This window comes from Streptomyces formicae (assembly GCF_002556545.1).
In the GTDB taxonomy this organism is placed as follows: Bacteria; Actinomycetota; Actinomycetes; order Streptomycetales; family Streptomycetaceae; genus Streptomyces; species Streptomyces formicae_A.
In genome coordinates this window covers 7,819,520-7,838,493 of record NZ_CP022685.1, presented here as the reverse complement: position 1 = coordinate 7,838,493, position 18,974 = coordinate 7,819,520, and the positions used below count along the sequence as shown (strand labels likewise).

General features: G+C 72.9%; 11 protein-coding genes. All 11 read right to left on the bottom strand.

Annotation, left to right across the window (positions count from 1 at the left end):
• Window positions 1–69: 69 nt before the first annotated feature.
• A complete protein-coding gene (locus KY5_RS34130; RefSeq protein ID WP_267894305.1) occupies window positions 70–903 on the bottom strand; it encodes a 2-amino-3,7-dideoxy-D-threo-hept-6-ulosonate synthase in 834 nt (277 codons plus the stop codon).
• Window positions 904–906: 3 nt separating this feature from the next.
• The gene (locus tag KY5_RS34125; protein ID WP_159072668.1) at window positions 907–1,329 is read right to left on the bottom strand and encodes a nuclear transport factor 2 family protein; all 423 of its coding nucleotides are present in this window, start codon (window positions 1,327–1,329) and stop codon (window positions 907–909) included.
• A gap of 23 nt (window positions 1,330–1,352) precedes the next feature.
• Window positions 1,353–2,525 carry an FAD-dependent monooxygenase gene (locus KY5_RS34120; RefSeq protein WP_098245812.1) on the bottom strand — a complete coding sequence of 391 codons (1,173 nt, stop codon included), beginning with the start codon at window positions 2,523–2,525 and terminating at the stop codon, window positions 1,353–1,355.
• The gene (locus KY5_RS34115) at window positions 2,518–9,858 is read right to left on the bottom strand and encodes an amino acid adenylation domain-containing protein (RefSeq protein WP_418952838.1); all 7,341 of its coding nucleotides are present in this window, start codon (window positions 9,856–9,858) and stop codon (window positions 2,518–2,520) included. Before KY5_RS34115 ends, KY5_RS34120 begins: the two co-directional genes overlap by 8 nt.
• Complete coding sequence (locus KY5_RS34110; RefSeq protein WP_098245811.1) at window positions 9,855–10,829, bottom strand: acyl-ACP desaturase; 975 nt, start codon at window positions 10,827–10,829, stop codon at window positions 9,855–9,857. Before KY5_RS34110 ends, KY5_RS34115 begins: the two co-directional genes overlap by 4 nt.
• 98 nt (window positions 10,830–10,927) lie before the next feature.
• Entirely contained in the window at window positions 10,928–12,373 is a 1,446-nt protein-coding gene (locus KY5_RS34105; RefSeq protein ID WP_159072667.1) for a DHA2 family efflux MFS transporter permease subunit, read from the bottom strand.
• Between the two features lie 113 nt (window positions 12,374–12,486).
• The gene (locus tag KY5_RS34100; protein WP_234362999.1) at window positions 12,487–13,332 is read right to left on the bottom strand and encodes an alpha/beta fold hydrolase; all 846 of its coding nucleotides are present in this window, start codon (window positions 13,330–13,332) and stop codon (window positions 12,487–12,489) included.
• Between the two features lie 279 nt (window positions 13,333–13,611).
• Complete coding sequence (locus KY5_RS34095) at window positions 13,612–15,042, bottom strand: class-II fumarase/aspartase family protein (protein WP_234362998.1); 1,431 nt, start codon at window positions 15,040–15,042, stop codon at window positions 13,612–13,614.
• Window positions 15,039–17,030 carry an FAD/NAD(P)-binding protein gene (locus KY5_RS34090; protein ID WP_098245808.1) on the bottom strand — a complete coding sequence of 664 codons (1,992 nt, stop codon included), beginning with the start codon at window positions 17,028–17,030 and terminating at the stop codon, window positions 15,039–15,041. The genes KY5_RS34095 and KY5_RS34090 overlap by 4 nt, the downstream gene beginning before the upstream one ends.
• Before the next feature lie 69 nt (window positions 17,031–17,099).
• Window positions 17,100–18,008, bottom strand: a complete 909-nt coding sequence (locus KY5_RS34085; RefSeq protein WP_098247658.1) for a prephenate dehydrogenase — start codon at window positions 18,006–18,008, stop codon at window positions 17,100–17,102.
• On the bottom strand, window positions 18,008–18,925 hold the full coding sequence (locus KY5_RS34080) for a phytanoyl-CoA dioxygenase family protein (protein ID WP_098245807.1): 918 nt from the start codon (window positions 18,923–18,925) through the stop codon (window positions 18,008–18,010). Before KY5_RS34080 ends, KY5_RS34085 begins: the two co-directional genes overlap by 1 nt.
• Window positions 18,926–18,974: the final 49 nt, after the last annotated feature.

Here is an 18,974-nt window from a genome sequence, read left to right as displayed (position 1 = left end):
GTGAGTCCCTCGGGATGGAAGAGGCAGGGAAGAGTCATGGGCGAGGTGCGGCGGGGCGCCCCGCGTGCGTCAGAGCGTGGCGACCGTGTCGTACAGCCCGGCGACGGGCGACGGCAGGTCCGTGAGGTCGCGCGGCGCGTGCACGGTCTCGGCGAGGTCGCGGACCAGACGTTCGGGGTCCGCGCTGGTGAACACCCGCCGCCCGACGGCCAGTCCGGCGCATCCGGCGTCGAGCACGGCTCGCGCGTAGCCGCTCAGGTCCGCGCCGTTCTCGGGCCCGCCCGCCACCAGGACAGGGACCGGGCAGCTCGCCACGACCTCCGCCATCCGGTGCAGCGGCGCGGCGGCCGAGGTCTTGACCAGGTCGGCGCCCAGGTCGACGGCGATGTTCACCACGTGCGAGAGCAGGCCGGGGTCGCAGGCGTCGGCGATCCTGGGGCCCCTGGGGTAGATCATCGCGAGCAGTGGCAGGTTCCAGTGCTGGCACTCGGTGGCGATGCGGCCGAGGTCGGCGAGCTGCGCCGCCTCGGTCTCCGATCCCACGTTGACGTGCACGCTGACCGCGTCGGCGCCGAGCCGCACCGCGTCCTCCACGCCGCCGACGAGCACCTTGGCGTTCTCGTCGGCGGCGTGCACCGTGCCCGCGCTGAGGTGCACGATCAGCGCGCAGGAGCGCAGATGGCGCGGGTCGATCCTGGGGGCACGGCCCTTGTGCACGATCACGGCGTCCGCGCCGCCCGCCACGATCCGGCCGAGCAGCCGGTCGAACTCGACGGCGTCGGCGACCGGCCCGTCGGAGACGGAGTGGTCAAGCGGAATGAACAGATAGCGTTCGTCGGCCCTTCGCGAGAGCCTGCTCATACGGAGCTCTTTCCCGCCGAAGCGGGTGCGGGCGGCGGTCACCCGTCAGCCCTGGCCGAAGAGCGTACGGGCGAAGTACTGGGTGTCGAAGTACTCCCGCATGCTGGTGATCCGCCCGTCCTCGACGGTGAACTGGGCGCTGATGTCCAGCTCGTAGGGCGCGCCGTCCCGGGTCGTGGCCCGGGTGACGCACTCGACCGACACCTCGGGGCCCTCGGCGATGACGTGCAGGACCTCGACCGCGTAGTCGGCCGTCGGGTCGAAGCGCTCCCCCATGGGCAGCAGGAAGTTCTCGGCGATCTCCGCGAGCCCCTTCCAGGTGCCCGCCACCGGGTGGTCGCCGGGTATGCGGTAGACGGCGTCGGCGGCGATGAGCTGCGGGATGGCCGCGGCATCGCGTTCGCGCAGGGCCTTGAGGTAACGGTGCACGACGCTTTTGGCCTCGGCGCCGGAATCGGGGTGGTTCATGGCTGCTCCCGTAGGTCGATGGGTCATTCGTCGAGCAGTTGGGGCGTCAGGGCCCGCTGGAACGGCTTGAAGAGCACGGACTGGGGGGCGTGGCGCAGATAGACGTCGCGCACGGCGCGCAGCACGGGGTTCTCCAGCTGCTCGAAGCCGCCGAACTTGCGGGAGACCTCCACCATTTCCCTGGTGCGCGCGCGCCGCAGCTTCTCGTATGCGCGCAGGGCCGCCACGGGGTCCTTGCGCGACGCCAGGCACTGCGCGAGCACCACGGCGTCCTCGATGGCGGTGCTGCCGCCCTGGCCGAGGCTGGGCAGCATGGGGTGGGCGGCGTCGCCGAGGAGGGTGACGGGTCCGTCGCCCCAGTTCTCCAGGAACGGCCTGTCCTGCGCCGGTACGGCGACGATGTCCTCGACCGGCGTGGTCCTGATCGCCTCGCGCACCTCGTCCGCCCAGCCCGCGTAGGCGCGCACGATCTGGTCCTTGTCGCCGTCCCAGTCGCGGGCGGCGTCGGCGGGCATGTTCACGGTGCCCCACCAGTAGGCGCGGCCCTTGCCCACGTCGTGCAGGCCGAACCGGCTGCCGAGGCCCCAGTAGTGCGCGTTGAACCCCTTGGTGATCTTCGGGTGGGTGAAGGGGGTGACGGAGAGCCAGCACAGGAAGCCGCCGTAGCGCGGGCCCCTCGTGTCGCCGGTGACGGCCCGCCGGATCGCGGAGTTGATGCCGTCGGCGCCGATCAGGATGTCGCCGGTGGCCTCCCTGCCGTCCTCGAACGTGACGCGGACGCCGTCGCCCGTGGTGTCGTAGCCGGTGGCGACGGCGCCCAGCGAGACGGGCAGTCCGCCGAGCGCGTCGAGCAGCGCCGCCTGGAGGTCGCCCCGGTACATCGCGACGCTGGGGGCGCCGAGCCGGTCGCCCGCGCTCTCCAGGGGCAGCGAGCGCAGGGTGCGGCCCTTGTCGGTCATGATCTCGGTGTGCAGGATCGTCTGGCCGCGCTTCTCCAGACCGAGGTCGATGTCCAGGGCGCGCAGGGCGGCCACCGCGTTGCTCATCACGGAGATGCCGAAGCCCGCGGGGCGCAGGTCGGGTGCCCGCTCGTAGATCTCCACCTCCACGCCCACGCGGCGCAGGGCCACGGCGGTCGCCAGACCTCCGATGCCGGCTCCGATCACGATGGCTCGGGGGTTGGTGCGCTCAGGCACGTCGCTGTCCCTTCTCGGCGGTGCTCTCGGCAGTGCTCTCTGCGGTGCTCGACTCGGCCAGTTCGGCGACCGCGGCGGCGACGTCGGCCACGTGCGGCTCCTCCATGATCGAAAGGTGGTCGCCGGGTACGTGGACGACCTTCACGTGGCCGGTGGTCATGGTGTGCCACCCGTTGGCCGGGTCGGTGTGCTGGGTGCCGCCGGCGCCGTGCATCGCCCGCAGGACACCGGGCAGCGGCTCGGACGCGCGGATCAGGGTGATGTCGTCGGCGCCGGGTTCGGGCTGATAGTGCTGCGTGGCACGCCAGTTGGCCTCGTACACCCCGAAGAGCCTGCCGACGAGCGAGCCGTCGCTGTCCGCGGGCAGGATGCCCTCCTCGGCGGCGGTCCTCGCGATGAAGGCGAACTTCTCGTCCAGCGTGGTGAGTTCGGCGGGGATGGCCTCAAGGGGCGAGTCGCCGCCCCGGCCGAGCAGGAGCAGCTCCCAGAAGAACCAGCCGAGCAGCGCCTCGTCGGTGTAGCCCTGACGTTCCTCCGCCGGGCCGAGGGCGACCGTGTCCAGGAGGATCACCTCGGCCACCTCGTGTCCCCCGGCGCGCAGTTGGCGTGCCATCTCGAAGGCCACGAAGCCGCCGAAGGACCAGCCGCCGACGACGTACGGGCCCTGGGGCCGCACCCCGCGCATCGCTTCGATGTAGCTCGCGGCGATGTCGGGGACGGTGCGCAGCGGCTCGGTGCCGAGGTCGCCGCCGGACGCCTGGAAGGCGAACAGCGGCTGCCCGTCGGGGAGATGGCGGGCCAGCGGCACGTAGCAGAGCACGTTGCCGCCCATCGGGTGGGCGAGGAACAGCGGCACCCTGTCGCCCTCGGCGCGGATCGGCACCAGCGGGTCGAAGGAGAGCGTGGCGCCGCCGGAGCGGAGGAGTTCCGCGAGCGCGGCGACCGTCGGCGCCGCGATGAACCCGGAGATGGGGATGGTGACGCCGTACCGCTGCTCGATCAGGACGACGAGCCGCATGGTGGTGAGCGAGGTGGCGCCGAGCGCGAAGATGTCGTCGTGGACGCCGACGCCGTCGACGCCGAGGAGCCCGCCGAGCAGCTCCACCAGCGTCCGCTCGTACGCGTCCCTGGGGGCCTGCCCCCGCGCCGCCTCCGTCCCGCCGATCGGCAGGGTCCGCAGTGCCGCGTCGTCCCTCTTCCCGCTGGGTGTCAGCGGCAGCTCGGGCAGCCACGCGAAGCGGCCCGGCACCATGAACTCCGGCAGATGCGTGCGCAGTTCACCGAGGAGCGCCGCCAGGTCGGTGGAGTCGGGATCACCGACCAGGAAGGCGACGAGTCCGGTGGACCCGTCCGCCGCCGCGCGGGCGACCACGGCCGCCTCCTTGATGCCGCCGCCCGCGGGGCCCGACGCGAGGCGCACGAGGGCGACCTCGGCCTCGGCCGGTTCGACGCGGTAGCCGCGGACCTTCACCTGGGTGTCGGCCCGGCCCGCGTAGACGAGGGCGCCGTCGGGCAGGACCCGGCCCAGATCCCCCGTCCGGTAGGCGGTGCGGGTTCCGCCGGGCAGCGCGAGGCGTACGAAGCGCTCCTCGGTCAGCGCCGGGTCGCCGAGGTAGCCGTCGGCGAGCGCGGCGCCGGTGAGGAACAGCTCGCCCTGCACGCCGGTGGGCACGGGGCGGCCCTTCGGGTCGAGCACGAGGACGCCCGTGCCGGTGAGGGGGGTGCCGATCGGGACGATGGCGGGGAAGGCCGCCGGGTCCCCTGTCAGGGTGTGGGCGGCCACCACGTGGGACTCGGTCGGGCCGTACTGGTTCTCCAGGATCGCTCCGGGCAGCGCGGCGAGCAGCGCCCTGATCTCGTCGGTGACCCGCAGTTGCTCCCCCGAGGAGCAGATCACCCGCAGCGCGCGCGGCACGACGCCGAGGGCGGCCGACGCCTCCGCGAGCTGTTGCAGGGCGACGTAGGGCAGGAAGATCCGTGCCACGCCCTCGCGGTCGAGCATCCTCAGGAGCGCGGGCATGTCCCGCCGTTCGGCCTCGGCGACCAGGCGCAGGGTGCCGCCCGAGCAGAGCGTGGAGTAGATCTCCTGGAAGGAGACGTCGAAGCTGAGCGGCGCGTACTGCGCGGTGGGCGCGCCCCCGGCCGCGCTCGCGGCACCGATCTGCCAGCCGATCAGGTTGGCGAGCGAGCGGTGCGGCATCACGACGCCCTTGGGGCGTCCGGTGGAGCCGGAGGTGAAGAGGATGTAGGCGGTGCTCTCCAAAGAGATCGGGGCCGCGGGCACGGGCGGCCGCGGCGTCTCGTCGGCGAACAGCGACTCCGCCGTGAGCAGCGGCGCCCCCTCCCCGAGCGAACCGGCGAGCGCACCGGCGTCCGCCGCGCGGGCGATGATCCGGAAGGGCTCGGCATCGGCCACCATCGCGGCGATCCTGGCCGCCGGATAGCCGGTGTCCAACGGCACGCACGCGGCACCGGCCATGGCGGTGCCGAGGATCGCGGCGATCGTCTCCGGCGAGCGGTCCATGGCGATGCCGACGCGGGCGCCGGGCTCGGCACCGAGGGCGATCAGCCGCCCCGCCGCCCGCTCGGCGCGGTCCGCCAACTCCCGGTAGGTCCACGCGTGTTCGCTGCTGGACACGGCGATCGCGTCGGGGGTGCGGTCGGCCTGGCGCCGGAAGAGGCTCACCACGTCCTCGTCGAAGGGGGCGCCCGCGCCCGACCTCTCCCCCTCGGCCTCGGCCAGGAAGGCGAAGTCGGGTGCCTCGTCCGGCTCCTCGACGATGCGGCGCAGCACGTCGGTGTAGGTGGCCCCGAAGAGCTCGGCCTGGGCCGGGGTGATGCTGCGGCCCTCGCCGTCGATGCGCAGCGTCACTCCGCCGTCGACGGGGTGCGTGAACGCGTTGACCAGGAGCTGGAAGTCGGTCTCCTCCCAGGTCGTGAACTCCTCCAGGCGTACGTCGGGCAGGCGCAGCACCTCGGAGAGCACGTGGAAGTGCACGTAGTTGAAGGCGGTGTGCAGCACCGGGGCGCCATGGTCCTCCTGGATCGCGCTCAGCGGGTAGCGCTGGTGGGGGCGGCCCGCGCGCTCCTGCCGGAACAGCTCCCGTACGACGTCGAGCCAACTGCCTTCGGTACCGGTGACGCGCACGGGCACGGTGTTGAGGAAGAGCCCCACCATCCGCTCCGCGCCCTCGCGTTCGGGTCTGCCGTGAGTGATGAGCCCGGTGGTGACGTCAGGGGCCTCGGCACCGCCCGAGCCCCCGCAGAACAGACGCAGCGTCAGGGCGTACGCGGCGAACAGCAGGGACTTGACCGGCAGCGCCTGCTCCCTGGCCAGTTCGCGGGCGCCGCGCACGAGGTCGTCGGGCAGCTCGACGAGCCGCACCACCAGGTCGTCGCCGCGCGGGGGTCCGGCGGCCGCGAAGCCGTCGAGCCGCAGCGCCTCGGCTCCGGCCGTCACCGTCTTCCAGTGCTCGCGCGCCGCCGGGTCGGCAAGGGCCACGCGCTCGCCCCCCACGTGGTGGGCGGCGGCGGGCGGCGCGTCGTCCGTGACGGGGCCGATGTCCGCGCCCAGGGCGTGCAGGTAGTCCTGGAGGAGTTCGGTGAGGAGGTTGGCGACGCTGCCGCCGTCGAGCAGCGCGTGGTGGAAGCCGAGCACCAGGTCGACGCCGTCGTCGCGGACGTGGGCCCGGAACAGGTACAGCGGTGCCTGCTCGAACCGGTAGCGGTGGTAGCGGCGTTGCTCGATGTGCGCGTGGATCTCGTCCTCGGCGTCCCGCGCCGGGCGGCCGCGCAGATCGACCACGTCGAGGCCGCCCACCGCGTCCGCGTGCACGAGTTGCAGCGGCTCGGTGAAGCCGCCGAGGTCGAAGGAGGAGCGCAGCGCGGGGTGCCGGTCGGCGAGCCGGGCGAAGGCGGCACGGAAGTGCTTCTCGTCCCAGGCCATCGCGAGCCGGTAGCGGAACACGTCGTGGTAGACGGCGGAACGCTCGCTCTGGAGGCTGTGGTAGACGAGGCCGAGCTGGAGGCGGGTCAGCGGGAAGGCGTCGACGGCGTCCGTGATGCGGGCCCGGTCCACGCGGGAGACGAGGGCGAAGGGCGCGAGGTCGGCGGTGGGGTCCGCCACCCCGGTGGTGGCGTGCGCGGCGAGCTCGGCGACCGTCGGGTGCCACACGAGGTCGTTCAGCGAGAAGTGGATGCCCTGCCGCTCCGCGAGGGCGCGCAGGCGCAGCATCAGGAGCGAGTCGCCGCCGAGCGCGTAGTAGTCGTCGTGGATGCCGACCCGTGCCGCGCCGAGCACGTCCGCCCAGATGCCGGCGAGCACCCGTTCGGTCTCGGTGCGGGGCGGGGCGCCCGGCTCGCCGCGGCTCGTGTCCGGGTCGGGCAGCGCGCGCCGGTCCAGCTTGCCGTTGGGGGTCAGAGGTATCGCGTCGATGCGCGGGAGGTGGGCGGGGATCATGAACTCGGGTAGTTCGGCGGCGAGTTGCTCGCGCAGCCATCGCGGGTCGAGGTCGCGCTCGCCCGTCCAGTAGCCGACGAGGTGGGTGCCGCGCGCCGGTGACGTGCGGTCCACGACGGCGGCGTCGCGTACGCCGGGTATGCGGGTCAGGGCGTCCCTCACCTCGCCGGGTTCGACGCGGTTGCCGCGGATCTTCACCTGGCCGTCGATGCGGCCGAGGTACTCCAGGGTGCCGTCCGCGAGCCAGCGGGCGAGGTCGCCCGTGCGGTAGAGCCTGCCGCCCTCGACGAAGGGCGCGGGCACGAACTTCTCCCGGGTCAGCCCGGGTCTTTTGAGGTAGCCGCGGGCGAGCGCGACACCGCCGACGCACAGCTCACCGGGTACGCCGATGGGCTGGGGCGTGCCGTCGGGACCCACGACGTACAGCTCGGTGTTGTCGATGGGACGTCCGATGGGGACCCGGGTGACGGGCCGCTCGGGGTCGGCTGAGCAGGTGTGGGCGCAGACGTCCACGGTCGCCTCGGTCGGCCCGTACAGATTGGTCAGCGCCGGTGCCCCCGCGACACCGGCGAAGACGCGGTTGAACTGGTCGACGCGGCCCGGGGGCAGCGCCTCGCCGCTGCACACCACGTGGCGCAGCGAGCCCGCCAGCGCGCGGTGGCGCGGCGATTCCTCCAGGAGGTCGAGGAAGGGACCGAGCATGGAGGGCACGAAGTGGACGACGCTGACGCGGTGTTGGGCGACGGCGTCCAGGAGGCGGCGCGGGTCCTTCTCGGCGCCGGTCGGCGGCAGCGCCACGGACGCGCCCTCGATCGCCCACCAGAACAGCTCCCACACGGAGACGTCGAAGGAGATGGGGGTCTTCTGCAGGAGTACGTCGTCCTCGCCGATCGGCAGGGCGCGCTGCATCCAGGCGAGGCGGTTGACGACCGAGCGGTGCTCGACCATCACGCCCTTGGGGCGGCCCGTCGACCCGGAGGTGTAGATGACGTAGGCCAGGTCGCGGGGGCCCGCCACGGGTTCCGGCGTGGCCGCCGAGCCCTGCATCAGGTCGTCGACGGGGCAGACCGGTGTCCCGTCGGGTACGGGCAGGTCGGGGGCCTCCGTGTCGGTGACGACGACCTTGGCCCCGCTGTCCTGGAGGATGTGGCCGATGCGCGCCGCCGGGTAGCCGGGGTCGACGGGGACGTACGCTCCACCGGACTTGAGCACGCCGAGCACGGCCGCGAGCATCCTCGGGCCGCGCTCCATCAGGACGGCGACGCGGTCGTCACGGCCCACCCGGAGCGAGCGCAGGGACCGGGCCACCTGGTTGGCGAGGGCGTCGAGTTCGGCGTAGCTGATGTGCTCCTGCTCGTCGTCGCCGAGCACGGCGGTCCGGTCGGGGAAGCGGGCCACCCGCTCCTCGAACAGGGCGTGCAGGGTCGTGTCGTCGGCGAACGGGACGCGGGGGCCCCGGGCGAAGCGCTGGAGGTCCTCCTGTTCCCGCGCGGAGAGCATGTACAGCTCGCCCGCGGGCAGTTCGGGTTTGTCGAGCCCGTGCGCGATCAGCGACGTCAGGTGCTCCACGAGCGAGGTGACGGTCAGGTCGCCGTCGAACACGTCGGTGGCGTAGCGCACTTCGACGCGCAGGTCCGAGCTGCCCCTGGCGCCGACGACGGCGACCGCGAGGGCCTCCTGCTCGTGCGGCGGCGCCGTGAACGACACTCCCCCGCGCTCCACGCCGTCCAGTGGCAGCGGGGTGCGCAGGGTCAGATAGGAGAGGGTGACGTCGAAGAGCCTGCGCTCCTTGGACCCGTCGGCGGGCAGGTCCCGCAGCAGGTCCCCGATGGGCAGCCGCTGGTGCTGCTGGAGGTCGCCCACCGCGTCCTGGACGTCGGCGGCGATGCCCGCGAGCGGCTTGCCCTCGGGCACCTCGACGCGCAGGGGAAGGGTGTTGGCGTACTGCGCGACGGCGGTCAGCTCGGCCCGGGTGCGCCGGTTGAGCAGGGGGACGCCGATCACGGCCTGGTTGGAGCGGTGCACGCGGGCGAGCCAGGTGCCGAGCGCTGCCGCGATGTACGCGAAGGGGGTGGTGCCGCTCTCCTTGATGCTCTCGACCACGGCGCCGGGCAGCGTGAAGGCGTGCAGGCCGAAGGCGGAGCCGGAGGCCGGTGGGCGCCGGGGGAAGAAGTTCGGCTCCATCAGGGCGAGTTCACGGCGGTGGTGGGCGCGGTCGTCCGCGTACTCCTGGGCGGCGAAGTAGTCGTCGCGGCCGGTGACGGCGGCCAGCACGGACGGCGCGGGGCCCCGGTCGCGGGGCTCCTGCCCCCGGGCGCGGCGCGCGTAGTCCTCCATCAACTCGGTGTGCAGGACCTCGGCGCCCCGCCCGTCGAGCAGGAGGTGGTGCCCCTTCAGGAAGAGCTGGACCGCGTCGTCGCCCTCGCGCAGCAGCGTCGCCCGGAAGAGCCGCCGGTCGCGCAGCGCGAAGGGGGTGGCCATGGCCCTCTCGCGCCAGGCCCGGCAGGCCGCCTCCGGGTCGGGTTCCGCGGAGAGGTCGACGAGGTCGACGACGGGTTCGCCGTCGTCCCTGAGGGTGTCGGCAAGCCACTGGCACGGCATGCCGTCGGCGTCGTCGAACCGGAGCCGGAAGGTGTCGTGCCGTTCGAGGGCGCGGGTGAAGCACGCGCGCAGGAGCTCCGCGTCGACGGCTCCGGTGAACCGCTCGTAGACGGCACCGTTGAACTGCGGGCTGCCGGGCGCCCGGGATTCCGCGAACCAGATGTCTCGCTGGTACGGCGACAGCTGAACTTTGTCGGTACTGATGAGCTTGTCCTGTTCTCTGGTAGGTGCCGTTACGGAGCGGGCCGGGCCGGACGGGCCCGGGGTCGTCAAGAAGCCATGGCGGCCGCTCGCTTGGCACGGGACGCCCTGATGCCCTCACGCCGGTCGGTGAACGAGGTCGCCTGGGAGTCCAGCTTCGACAGGAAGCCCGCGAGCTCCTCGCGAGCCGCCTCGCCCGCGGGACCGAGCCCCTCGCGCTCGAAGACGCGCAGCTTGCGCAGGATCGGCATGACGACGCTGTCGTGGTGCAGCCGCAGGTCGTAGATGCCCGCGAGGGCGATCTCCGCGGACTTGCGCCCGAAGTCCTTGATCGTCGAACCGGGCATCTCGAACCCGGTCACGACGTCCCTGACCACCTCCATGGCGGTGTCGGGCGCCAGCTCGAAGGCGGCCTCGACGAGGTTGCGGTAGAAGACCATGTGGAGGTTCTCGTCGGCCGCGATCCGCGCGAGCAGGGCGTCGCAGACCGGGTCGGTGCTCGCCAGTCCCGTGTTGCGGTGCGAGATGCGGGTGGCGAGCTCCTGGAAGGCCGCGTACGCGATCGCGTGCACGGCGCTGAAGCCGTCGGGGCGGTCGTAGCCGCCTTCCATGTGCGCCATCCTGGCCCGCTCCAGGGCGCGCGGGTCGACGGCCCGGGTGACCAGGAGGTAGTCGCGCAGCGCGGTGCCGTGCCTGGCCTCCTCGGCCGTCCAGCGGTTGACCCAGTTGCCCCAGGCCCCGTCCCTGCCGAACTCGGCCACCGCGAAGTGGTAGCCGGGCAGGTTGTCCTCGGTCAGCAGGTTCACCACGAGCGAGGTGCGGGCGACCTCGGGGAGCGTCGCCTCCGCGGGTTCCCAGGCCGCGCCGTCGAGCGGACCCTCGAAGTCCCGGCCCTGGCTCCAGGGGATGTACTCGTGCGGGAACCACTCCTTGGCGACCTCGTGATGGCGGTGGAGGTTCTCCTCCACGACCGGCTGCAGCTCGGCCAGGAGGGAGTGCTCCGCGCGCGCGGCGTCTCGGTCGGAACGGTCGATGGGTGGCATTGCGCTCTCTCTTCGCTGTGTGGTCGGGCTCTTCGCCGTGTGGTCGGGGTGGGGGCGGGTGACCGGTCCCGGCGGACCGGTCACCCGTACCTCCGGTGCTACTGCGTACGTGCGCGGATCCACGGAGTCGCCGCGGCGGCCGCGACGGAGCCGATGGCGCAGGCCAGGAACACCTGCAAGTAGCCGGTGTCGTCGAGGACGTTGTGGCGTTCGAGGATCGCGGCGAGCGCCGCGATGCCGAGCGCGCCACCGATCTGACGTGTCGTCATGAGCAGGCCGGTGCCGGACGCGAAGCGCTGGGGCGCGAGCGCGGCGGTGGCGGCGTTGGAGATGGCGGTCAGCGCGGCGCCGATGCCGAGTCCGCCCAGGATGCCGATGGGCAGCCAGACGGCGACGTACTGCCGCTCGGTGCCAAGGAGCAGGAACATCGCGGCGCAGGACGCGCCGAAGAGCACGGATCCCGCGGCCACCGCGGCCCACTGCTTGCTCGGGCCGACCCTGCGGCCGACCACGATCGCGCCGAGCGCGGCACTGAAGGCGCCCGGCGTGACCGCGAGGCCCGCCTTCAGCTCGGAGTAGCCCCAGATGGCGTTGAGGAAGAGCAGCGAGCTGAGCAGGTAGGAGTACATGGCCGCGCCGAAGAGCAGCGAGGAGACGTTGGTGGCGGCGAAGGTGCGGTTGCGCCACAGGTCGAGCTCGATGGCGGGCGCGGTCCGCCGCGTGGAGAGCAGCAGCGCCACGACGACGAGCACGAGACCGCCGCCGAGCAGCGCGAGCACCGAGCCGCTGCCCCAGCCCCAGTCCGTGCCCTGCGTCACGCCGAACACGACACCGCCGATGCCCAGGGCGAGGGCGAGGGTGCCGACCGGGTCGGGCAGCTTGCGTCCGCTCGGCGTGTCACCGACCAGGCGGGCGGAGATCGCCACGATGGCGAGGCCGATCGGCAGGTTGATCAGGAAGACGCTGCGCCAGCCCCAGACGTCGACGAGCAGTCCGCCGAGGCTCGGCCCGACGGCCGCGGCCATGGAGCCGACCGCGCCCCAGACGCCGACGGCGACCTGGCGGCGGGCGGGCGGGGTGTGCTGGAGGACGAGGCCGAGCGCCGAGGGGATCATCCCGGCCGCGCCGACGCCCTGGAGCGCGCGGGCCCCGACCAGCATCGGCACTCCGGTGGCGAAGCCGCTGAGCACCGAGGCGACGGTGAACAGGACCGTCGACCAGAGGAACAGCCGCTTGCGCCCGATCACGTCGGCGACGCGGCCCGCGACCGCGAGCAGCGCGGCGAACACGACGGTGTACGCCGTGACGACCCAGGTCAGCTGGGACAGCGAGGCGTCGGTGAAGTCGCTGCGCAGGTCGGAGAAGGCGATGTTGACGACCGTGGTGTCGAGCACGGCGAGGAAGGTGGCCCCCGACGCGACGAACAGCGCGAGCTTGGAGGCCGCCGACGAGCCCGCCGGGGGGCTCTGGTGCGCCTGCTCTCCATCTACACCTGCGACGTCCCTCGGGCCCGCTCCGGGTGAGGGAGGTGAACTGGTGGTCATGGGTGGTGGTCCCTTCGTGGTCGGTACCGCAGCCGGCATCGGATGCCAGATAAAACTAAACGACCGGTCGTTCTTTTAAAAGGGAGGACCGGCTCGGGCGGCGGTCGACCGTACTAACGAGCGATGAACTCCATGGCCGATGCGACGATCTCCGGCTCGCCGAGGATCTTCCGGCGTCCGAGCCCCGCGGTGATCACCAGCTCCGCCTGTTCCCCGTAGGCATCCTTCAGCGCGTGCGCCTGTGCCACCGGCACCATGTCGTCGTCCGTGTCGTGGATGATCCGCATCGGTACGTCGATCTCCTCCGGTCCGCGCGTGGCGTCGAACAGCGCCCAGGGGTCGGCGACTTCGGCGAAGAGCCGGTGCTCGATGCGGTCGCGCAGGTCCTCGCGCAGGCCGTTGCGGAGACCCAGGATCCGGGCGAACTCGTCGGGGAAGTGCCCGAAGTCCTTCACGGCCGCGACGGTGACCAGGCGTCCGGCCCGGACGTCGCCGCGGAGCGCGAGGAGCATGCTGGTGGCGCCGAGGGAGTGGGCGACGACCGAGTGGAAGGCGCCGTACCGCCGCTGGAGCCCGCCGATGATCTCGCGGTACTCGAGGATCGTCGTGGACCGGCCGCCCGAACTCCCGTGCCCCGGGGCGTCGAAGGAGACCGGGGAGAGGCCGAGCGCCTCCAGGTGCGGCACGAAGGCGGCGTACCGCGAGGCCCTCGACTGCCAGCCGTGCAGCATCAGGACGGGGCGCTCGCCGGTGCCCCAGCGGTACACGCGCACCAGCTTGCCGTTGACGGAGAGCTCCTCGGTGACGGCGCGCTCGTGGGCGGCGCGCTCAGCGGGCAGCACCTTGCCGCGCCGCACCGGATGACAGAAGAGCCCGAAGGCGAGGCGCCCCGCGAGAACGGGAGCGGGTCGCGCCACGGCGTTCAACAGCCCACCGACGACCAACTCCGCGCGACTCACGCGCCGACCCCCGCCCGCACGACCGCGACCGCCACCCGCGCCGCACCACGCCGCACCACGCCACACCCCGACTCGCCACCCACGCAGACACACCCGGCCGCCCCCGAGAACCCCCACCACACCCGGGACCGGAACAGCTCCACGCGACTCATCCCTCCCCCTCCGCCCGCACCAGACGCTGCCGCACGACGCCATACCTCAACTCGCCACCCGCGCACGCACCCCCGACCGCCCCCGAAAACCCCCACAGCGCCCCGGACCCGACCAGCTCCACGCCCCTCATGCCTCCCCCTCCGAGCGCACGACCCCCGCCGGATGCCTCCGCAGCGCTCCGGCCGTCAACTCCGCCGCCGCGCCCGTGTATCCGGCCGGGTCCAGGAGTTCCGCGAGAGCTTCGGGAGTGAAGCGGTCGGCTAGCTGTGGCTCGTCCGCCAGTACCGTTGCCAGCGGGCGGCCCGAGGTCGCGGACTCGTGGGCCGCCCGGCTCATGACCTCCTTCGCCGCCGCCTTGCCGAGGGCGGGCGCGAGGACCGCCGCGAGGCGTTCCGAGACGATCAGGCCGCCGGTGAGGCCCAGGTTCTCCCGCATCCGCGCGGGCCGCACCTCCAGGCCCGCCACCAGCTCGCGCGCGGTGTGCGCGGCGCCTCCCGCCAGGCGCAGGCACTCGCGCAACGGCTGCCACTCGGCGTGCCAGGCACCGGCCGAGCGCTCGTCCTCCGACAGCATCGTCTGCGTCAGCACACTGGCGTAGGCCGGCACTTGGAGGGCTGCCGAGCGGATCAGCGTGGCCAGCGCGGGGTTCCGCTTCTGCGGCATCGCCGACGAGACGCCCCGGCCCACCGCGGCGGGCTCGGCCACCTCGGCGACCTCCGTACGGGCCAGGGACTGCACGTCCACCGCGATCTTCCCGAGCACCCCGGTCACCAGGGCGAGTTCGGCGGCGAGGGCCGCGATCGGCAGCCGGTTGCTGTGCCACGGCAGCGTCGGCGCGCTCAGGCCCGTCTCCGCCGCGAACCGTTCGGTCAACCGCCGCGCGTAGCCGCCCGTCGACGCCCCGCCGCCGTGCAGCTTCTCGTACTCGACGTATCCCGCCAACGTGCCTGCCGCACCGCCTAGTTGGACGACGAGGCCGCCCTCCCGCAGCACCCGCAACCGGTCCGCCGCCTCGGTCACCGCGGTCAGCCAGCCCGCCGCCTTGAGACCGAACGTCGTCGGCACCGCGTGCAGCGCGAGCGTACGACCCGCCATCAGCGCATCTGTGTGCTCCTCGGCAAGGACCCGCAGCGAGCCCGCGATGTGCTCCAGGTCCGCCGCCAGGAGGGCGAGGGCGCGCCCGGCGACCAGCATCAGCGCGGTGTCGAAGATGTCCTGGCTGGTGGAGCCGCGGTGCACGTAGTCGGCGGCCGCCGGGTCCTTGTCGGCCACGAGCCGGGTGAACGCCTGCACCAGGGAGACCACCGGGTTGGCCGCGCCCCTGCTGAGCAGGGCGAGTTCGCGCAGGTCGAGGAGGTCGGCGCGGGCCAGCTCGGTGATGGTCGCGGCGGCCCCAGCGGGGACGTTGCCGAGTGCGGCCTGGGCCCGGACGAGGGCCGCCTCGGCGTCGAGCATGGCCTGCAGCCAGGCGCCGTCGGACGTCGCGGCCTCGGCGGGCGTGCCCGCGCGGACGGGGCTGAGCAGCCCGGCGTCGAGGGAGGGAAGGGTGCCGGTCACCTTGTCAGCTCTCCGATCATCTCGCTGTCCTGGCGGACGCCCACGCCCAGGCCGAGTACGGCGAGGGAGATGGCGTCGGAGTCCTGCAGCGTCACGGAGTTCACGCCGGGCCTGATGCCCGCCGCGGTCGCCCAGTGCACGGACTCGGTGGGCACGCCGAAGGCGAAGCGCCGCGGATGCGGCCTGCCCGACGCGTCGATCAGGTGGAACGGCGCGCCGGTGACGGCGAGTCCACCCGTCTCGTACACGGAGCCGTCGGGGTCGCTCACCTCGTACGAGCGGCACTGCCGGTCCTGGAGGAGCCGCAGCAGCAGCGGGTCGGCGGTGACGCGCAGGTCGATCTCCGGCAGGCGGGCCTCGATCAGGGTGGTCGCCCAGGTCAGCGATCCCGGCACCGCTGCGGACTCGATGGTGAATGCCCGCGCGGACTCGTCCGTCGCCGCCCGCACGTCGGGGCCGAGCACCCGCAGCACACCGGCCTCGATCAGCGCGATGGCCTCCTCGATGCGCCGGGCGGGCGGGCCGATGGAGAGGAAGGCGTTCAGCGGCGTGTACCAGGCGTCCAGGTCCGCGCGGTGCGAACCGCCCGTCAGGCCGCCGTGGTCGATGACCATCCGGAGTTCGTTGCGCAGATCGCGCAGGACGTCGAGCGCCGACTTGACCGGCCCCGCCACGTTGCCCGCGCGCGCCGCCCTGAGGTCGTCGTGCAGATGGCCGAGGAGCCAGTCGGTGAACTCGTCCGGAGCGGCGAACTCCCGTCCCGCGTAAGGGCGGGCGACCCGGTCCCAGTCCCAGCGGTCCGCCGCCGCGATGCCGTACTCGTCGAGGATCTCCTGCTCCCGCGCGCCGCCCGGCGCGGCCGCCAGATAGCGGGCGCGCAGCAGCTCGGCGTGGACGGGGCGGCCCGCGCCGGTGAGCAGCGCGGTGTAGTAGACCGTCTCGACCTCCTTGGAGACCAGCGGCCACAGGGTGCCGCGGAAGTCGATGCCGCCCTGGCGCAGGGACCGCTCGCACAGGTCCTTGATCACCTCGGGGGTCAGCACGGCGGGCTCGTGACGGCCGTGCGCGCCCTTCTGGTTCTCGCCGCGCGAGTGGAAGGGAAGGCCCCGCCGGGACCCGGCGACCAGGCGCGGCTCGCGGCCCGACGCCCGGTAGACGAGGCCGCCCCTGCCCCCTTCGCCGCGCCGCTCGAACCTGCCGCCCCTGCCGAGCGTCAGGAGCGCCATGTAGTCGAAGAAGTTCAGGCCGAGCCCGAGCAGCGCGACCGTCTCGCCCGGCTGTACGGGCGAGAGGTCCACGTCGGCGGGGTTGGCGGGCACCACATAGCCGAGGCCGTGCGCGTGCGCGAAGCCGCCGAGTTCGCGCTGGCGCGGCGAGCGGCGCACCGGCAGGTGCCCCTGGGCGAGGACGACGGCGTCGAGCCCCTCGATCAGCGTGCCGTCGTCGAGCAGGACGCTCTGGGAGGCGCCGCCGTCGGCTGCTCCGGCCGTGCCGGGCTCGTCGTCCAGGGCCACCGCACGGGCCTTGTGGACGACGGTGGTCAGCCGGTTCGGTGCCGTCTTCACGACCCGCTGGAAGACCCACTCCAGGTAGCAGCCGTAGAAGGCGCGCGAGGGGTAGGAGTCGGGGCCCAGCGCGCGGGCCTCGGCGAGCACGCGCTCGTCGTAGTGCCGGTCGTCCATCGGCCCCATCAGGACCAGGAAGCGCGCCCATTCGTACAGGCTCGGCCCCGGCGCGAGCTCACCGCGGACCTCCACGCTCTCGTCGGTGAACATCGTGACCTGGGAGGCCACCGTGTTCATCAGGAGGTGTTCGGACTGGTCGCTACGCCACACCTGGCCGGCCCCCGGCGGGAACGGGTCGACCACGTGCACGGTGATCGCCGCGGGTGCCGGTGCCGACGCGGCGTTCGCACACAGCCGTTCAAGGACCGAGAGCCCGCGGGGCCCGGCACCGATGAGGCAGACGTCGAGCCGTCGGCTGGTCATAGTCAGTCTCTCCACTGAATCGGAAGTCGTTGTCCGTCGCGTACGGCCCGGGGTGGCGCCGCACCGGGCTCAGGTACCGGCCGCCACACCGGTCAGGCGCAGTCCGCCGGGTGCGAGCCCGGGGATCCTGCCGCGCCCCCGCACCCCGCGCACCAGGGCCGATGTGAGGTGCGCCCTGCTGCTGCCGTACCGCTCGGGCGGCACGGCGGGCGAGGCCGCGCCCATGTCCCGCAGCGCGTCCACGAGCGTGCCGAGCTCGGCGGCGACCTCGGCGAGGACCTCGGCCACCGCCGTGGCGTTCGAGCCGAGGATGTCGGTCCACAGCTCCGCGTCGCCCCCGGCGATCCGCGTGACGTCGCGCAACCCCTGCCCGGCGAGCTGGAGTTGGGCGTCCTCCCCCTCCAGGAGCCGGGCCGCCACCAGGCTCGCCACCACGTGCGGGGCGTGCGAGGTGAGGGCCACCGCCCTGTCGTGCGCGGCGTGCGCCATCACCAGCGGCTTCGCCCCGCAGAGCGCGGCGAGTTCCCGCACCCGCCGCACGGTCGCCGCGCCGGTCTCCGCCGCCGGGGTGAGCACCCAGGGCCTGCCGCGGAACAGGTCGCCCCGCGCCGCGAGCGGCCCCGACTGCTCCCGGCCCGCCATGGGATGGCCGCCCAGATAGCGGGTCAGGTCGCAGCCGAGCTCGGCCGCCTCCTCCTGCGGCCGCACCTTGACACTGGCCACATCGGTGAAGTCCTCGGCCAGTTCCCGCAGTTGGTATTCGTGCAGCGTCGCCGCCACGTGCTGCGGGGGTACGGCGATGACGGCGACGTCCACCGGCGTGCGCGGGAATCCGGCCACACCGGCCCCGAGGTCGGCCGCGGTCCGCGCCACCTCGGGGTCGCGGTCGATGAGGTGGACGGGCACGCCCCGGCCCCGCAGGGCCAGGGCGATGGAGGTACCGATCAGGCCGGTCCCGACCACCGCGGCACTGCGCATCAGCGGCTGCTCCACAGCAGGGGCAGGTACTCGGGGTCGCTGTAGTCGGGCGTGCCCGCGGCGGTCTTGCGCACCAGAACGTCGTGGTTGTAGGCGACCCGGGTGCCGTCCGAGCGGCGGAACTCGCGGTAGCGGTTCTCGCCGTCCTGGAGGTGGAAGGAGATGGCGCGGCGCGGGCGGTCACTGACGTTCGCACCGCTGCCGTGGTAGGTGCGGCAGTGGTGGAAGTTGACGTGGCCCTTGGGGATGTGGACGGGGATCTTGACGACCTCGACGCCGTTGTAACTGGCGTTCTCCTCCAGCATCTCGTCGAGTTCGCTGCGGTCGCGCTCGGCGAAGTGCAGCGACGTGGTGTCCTTCTCCGCGATCTCCTTCCACAGGTGGCTGCCGTCCACCATGGTGATCGTGCCCATCTCCTCGCCGCAGTCGTGGAAGGGGATGAACGCGGTCAGCATCCGCTCGGAGGTGGAGGTGGCCCAGTAGTGGCGGTCGAAGTGCCAGGGCACGATGTTCGACTGCTCCTCGGCGACCGGCGGCTTGAAGATCAGGGTGGACTGGAACACCCGTATCCGCTCGGCCTCGGCGATCCTGGCGGCCACCGCGCCGAGCAGCGGCTTGCGCAGGATGCGGCCGATCGTGTCGTCCTCGTAGTGGATGTAGTCGTTGTGGCGCTGGACCGGGCCGTGCTCGGGCTCCCAGTAGGCGAGCTTGGGCGGGCGGACCGGCAGGGTGCGGTCGCGGTGCCCCGCGTAGAAGTTCTCGCTCGCCGACTCCAGGAGGTCGATCTCCTCGTCCGTGAAGAGCTTCTTGGACAGGTACCAGCCGTGCTGGGCGTAGAAGAGGACGTCCTCGTCGGTGGGGAGGAGTTCGCGCTCGTCCTCCGTCAGTTCGAACAGCGTGGCATCGTGAACGGTCACGGGTCTTCCTTCGGTGCGAGTGCTGCGATGCGGAAAGTGCGGGTCAGGC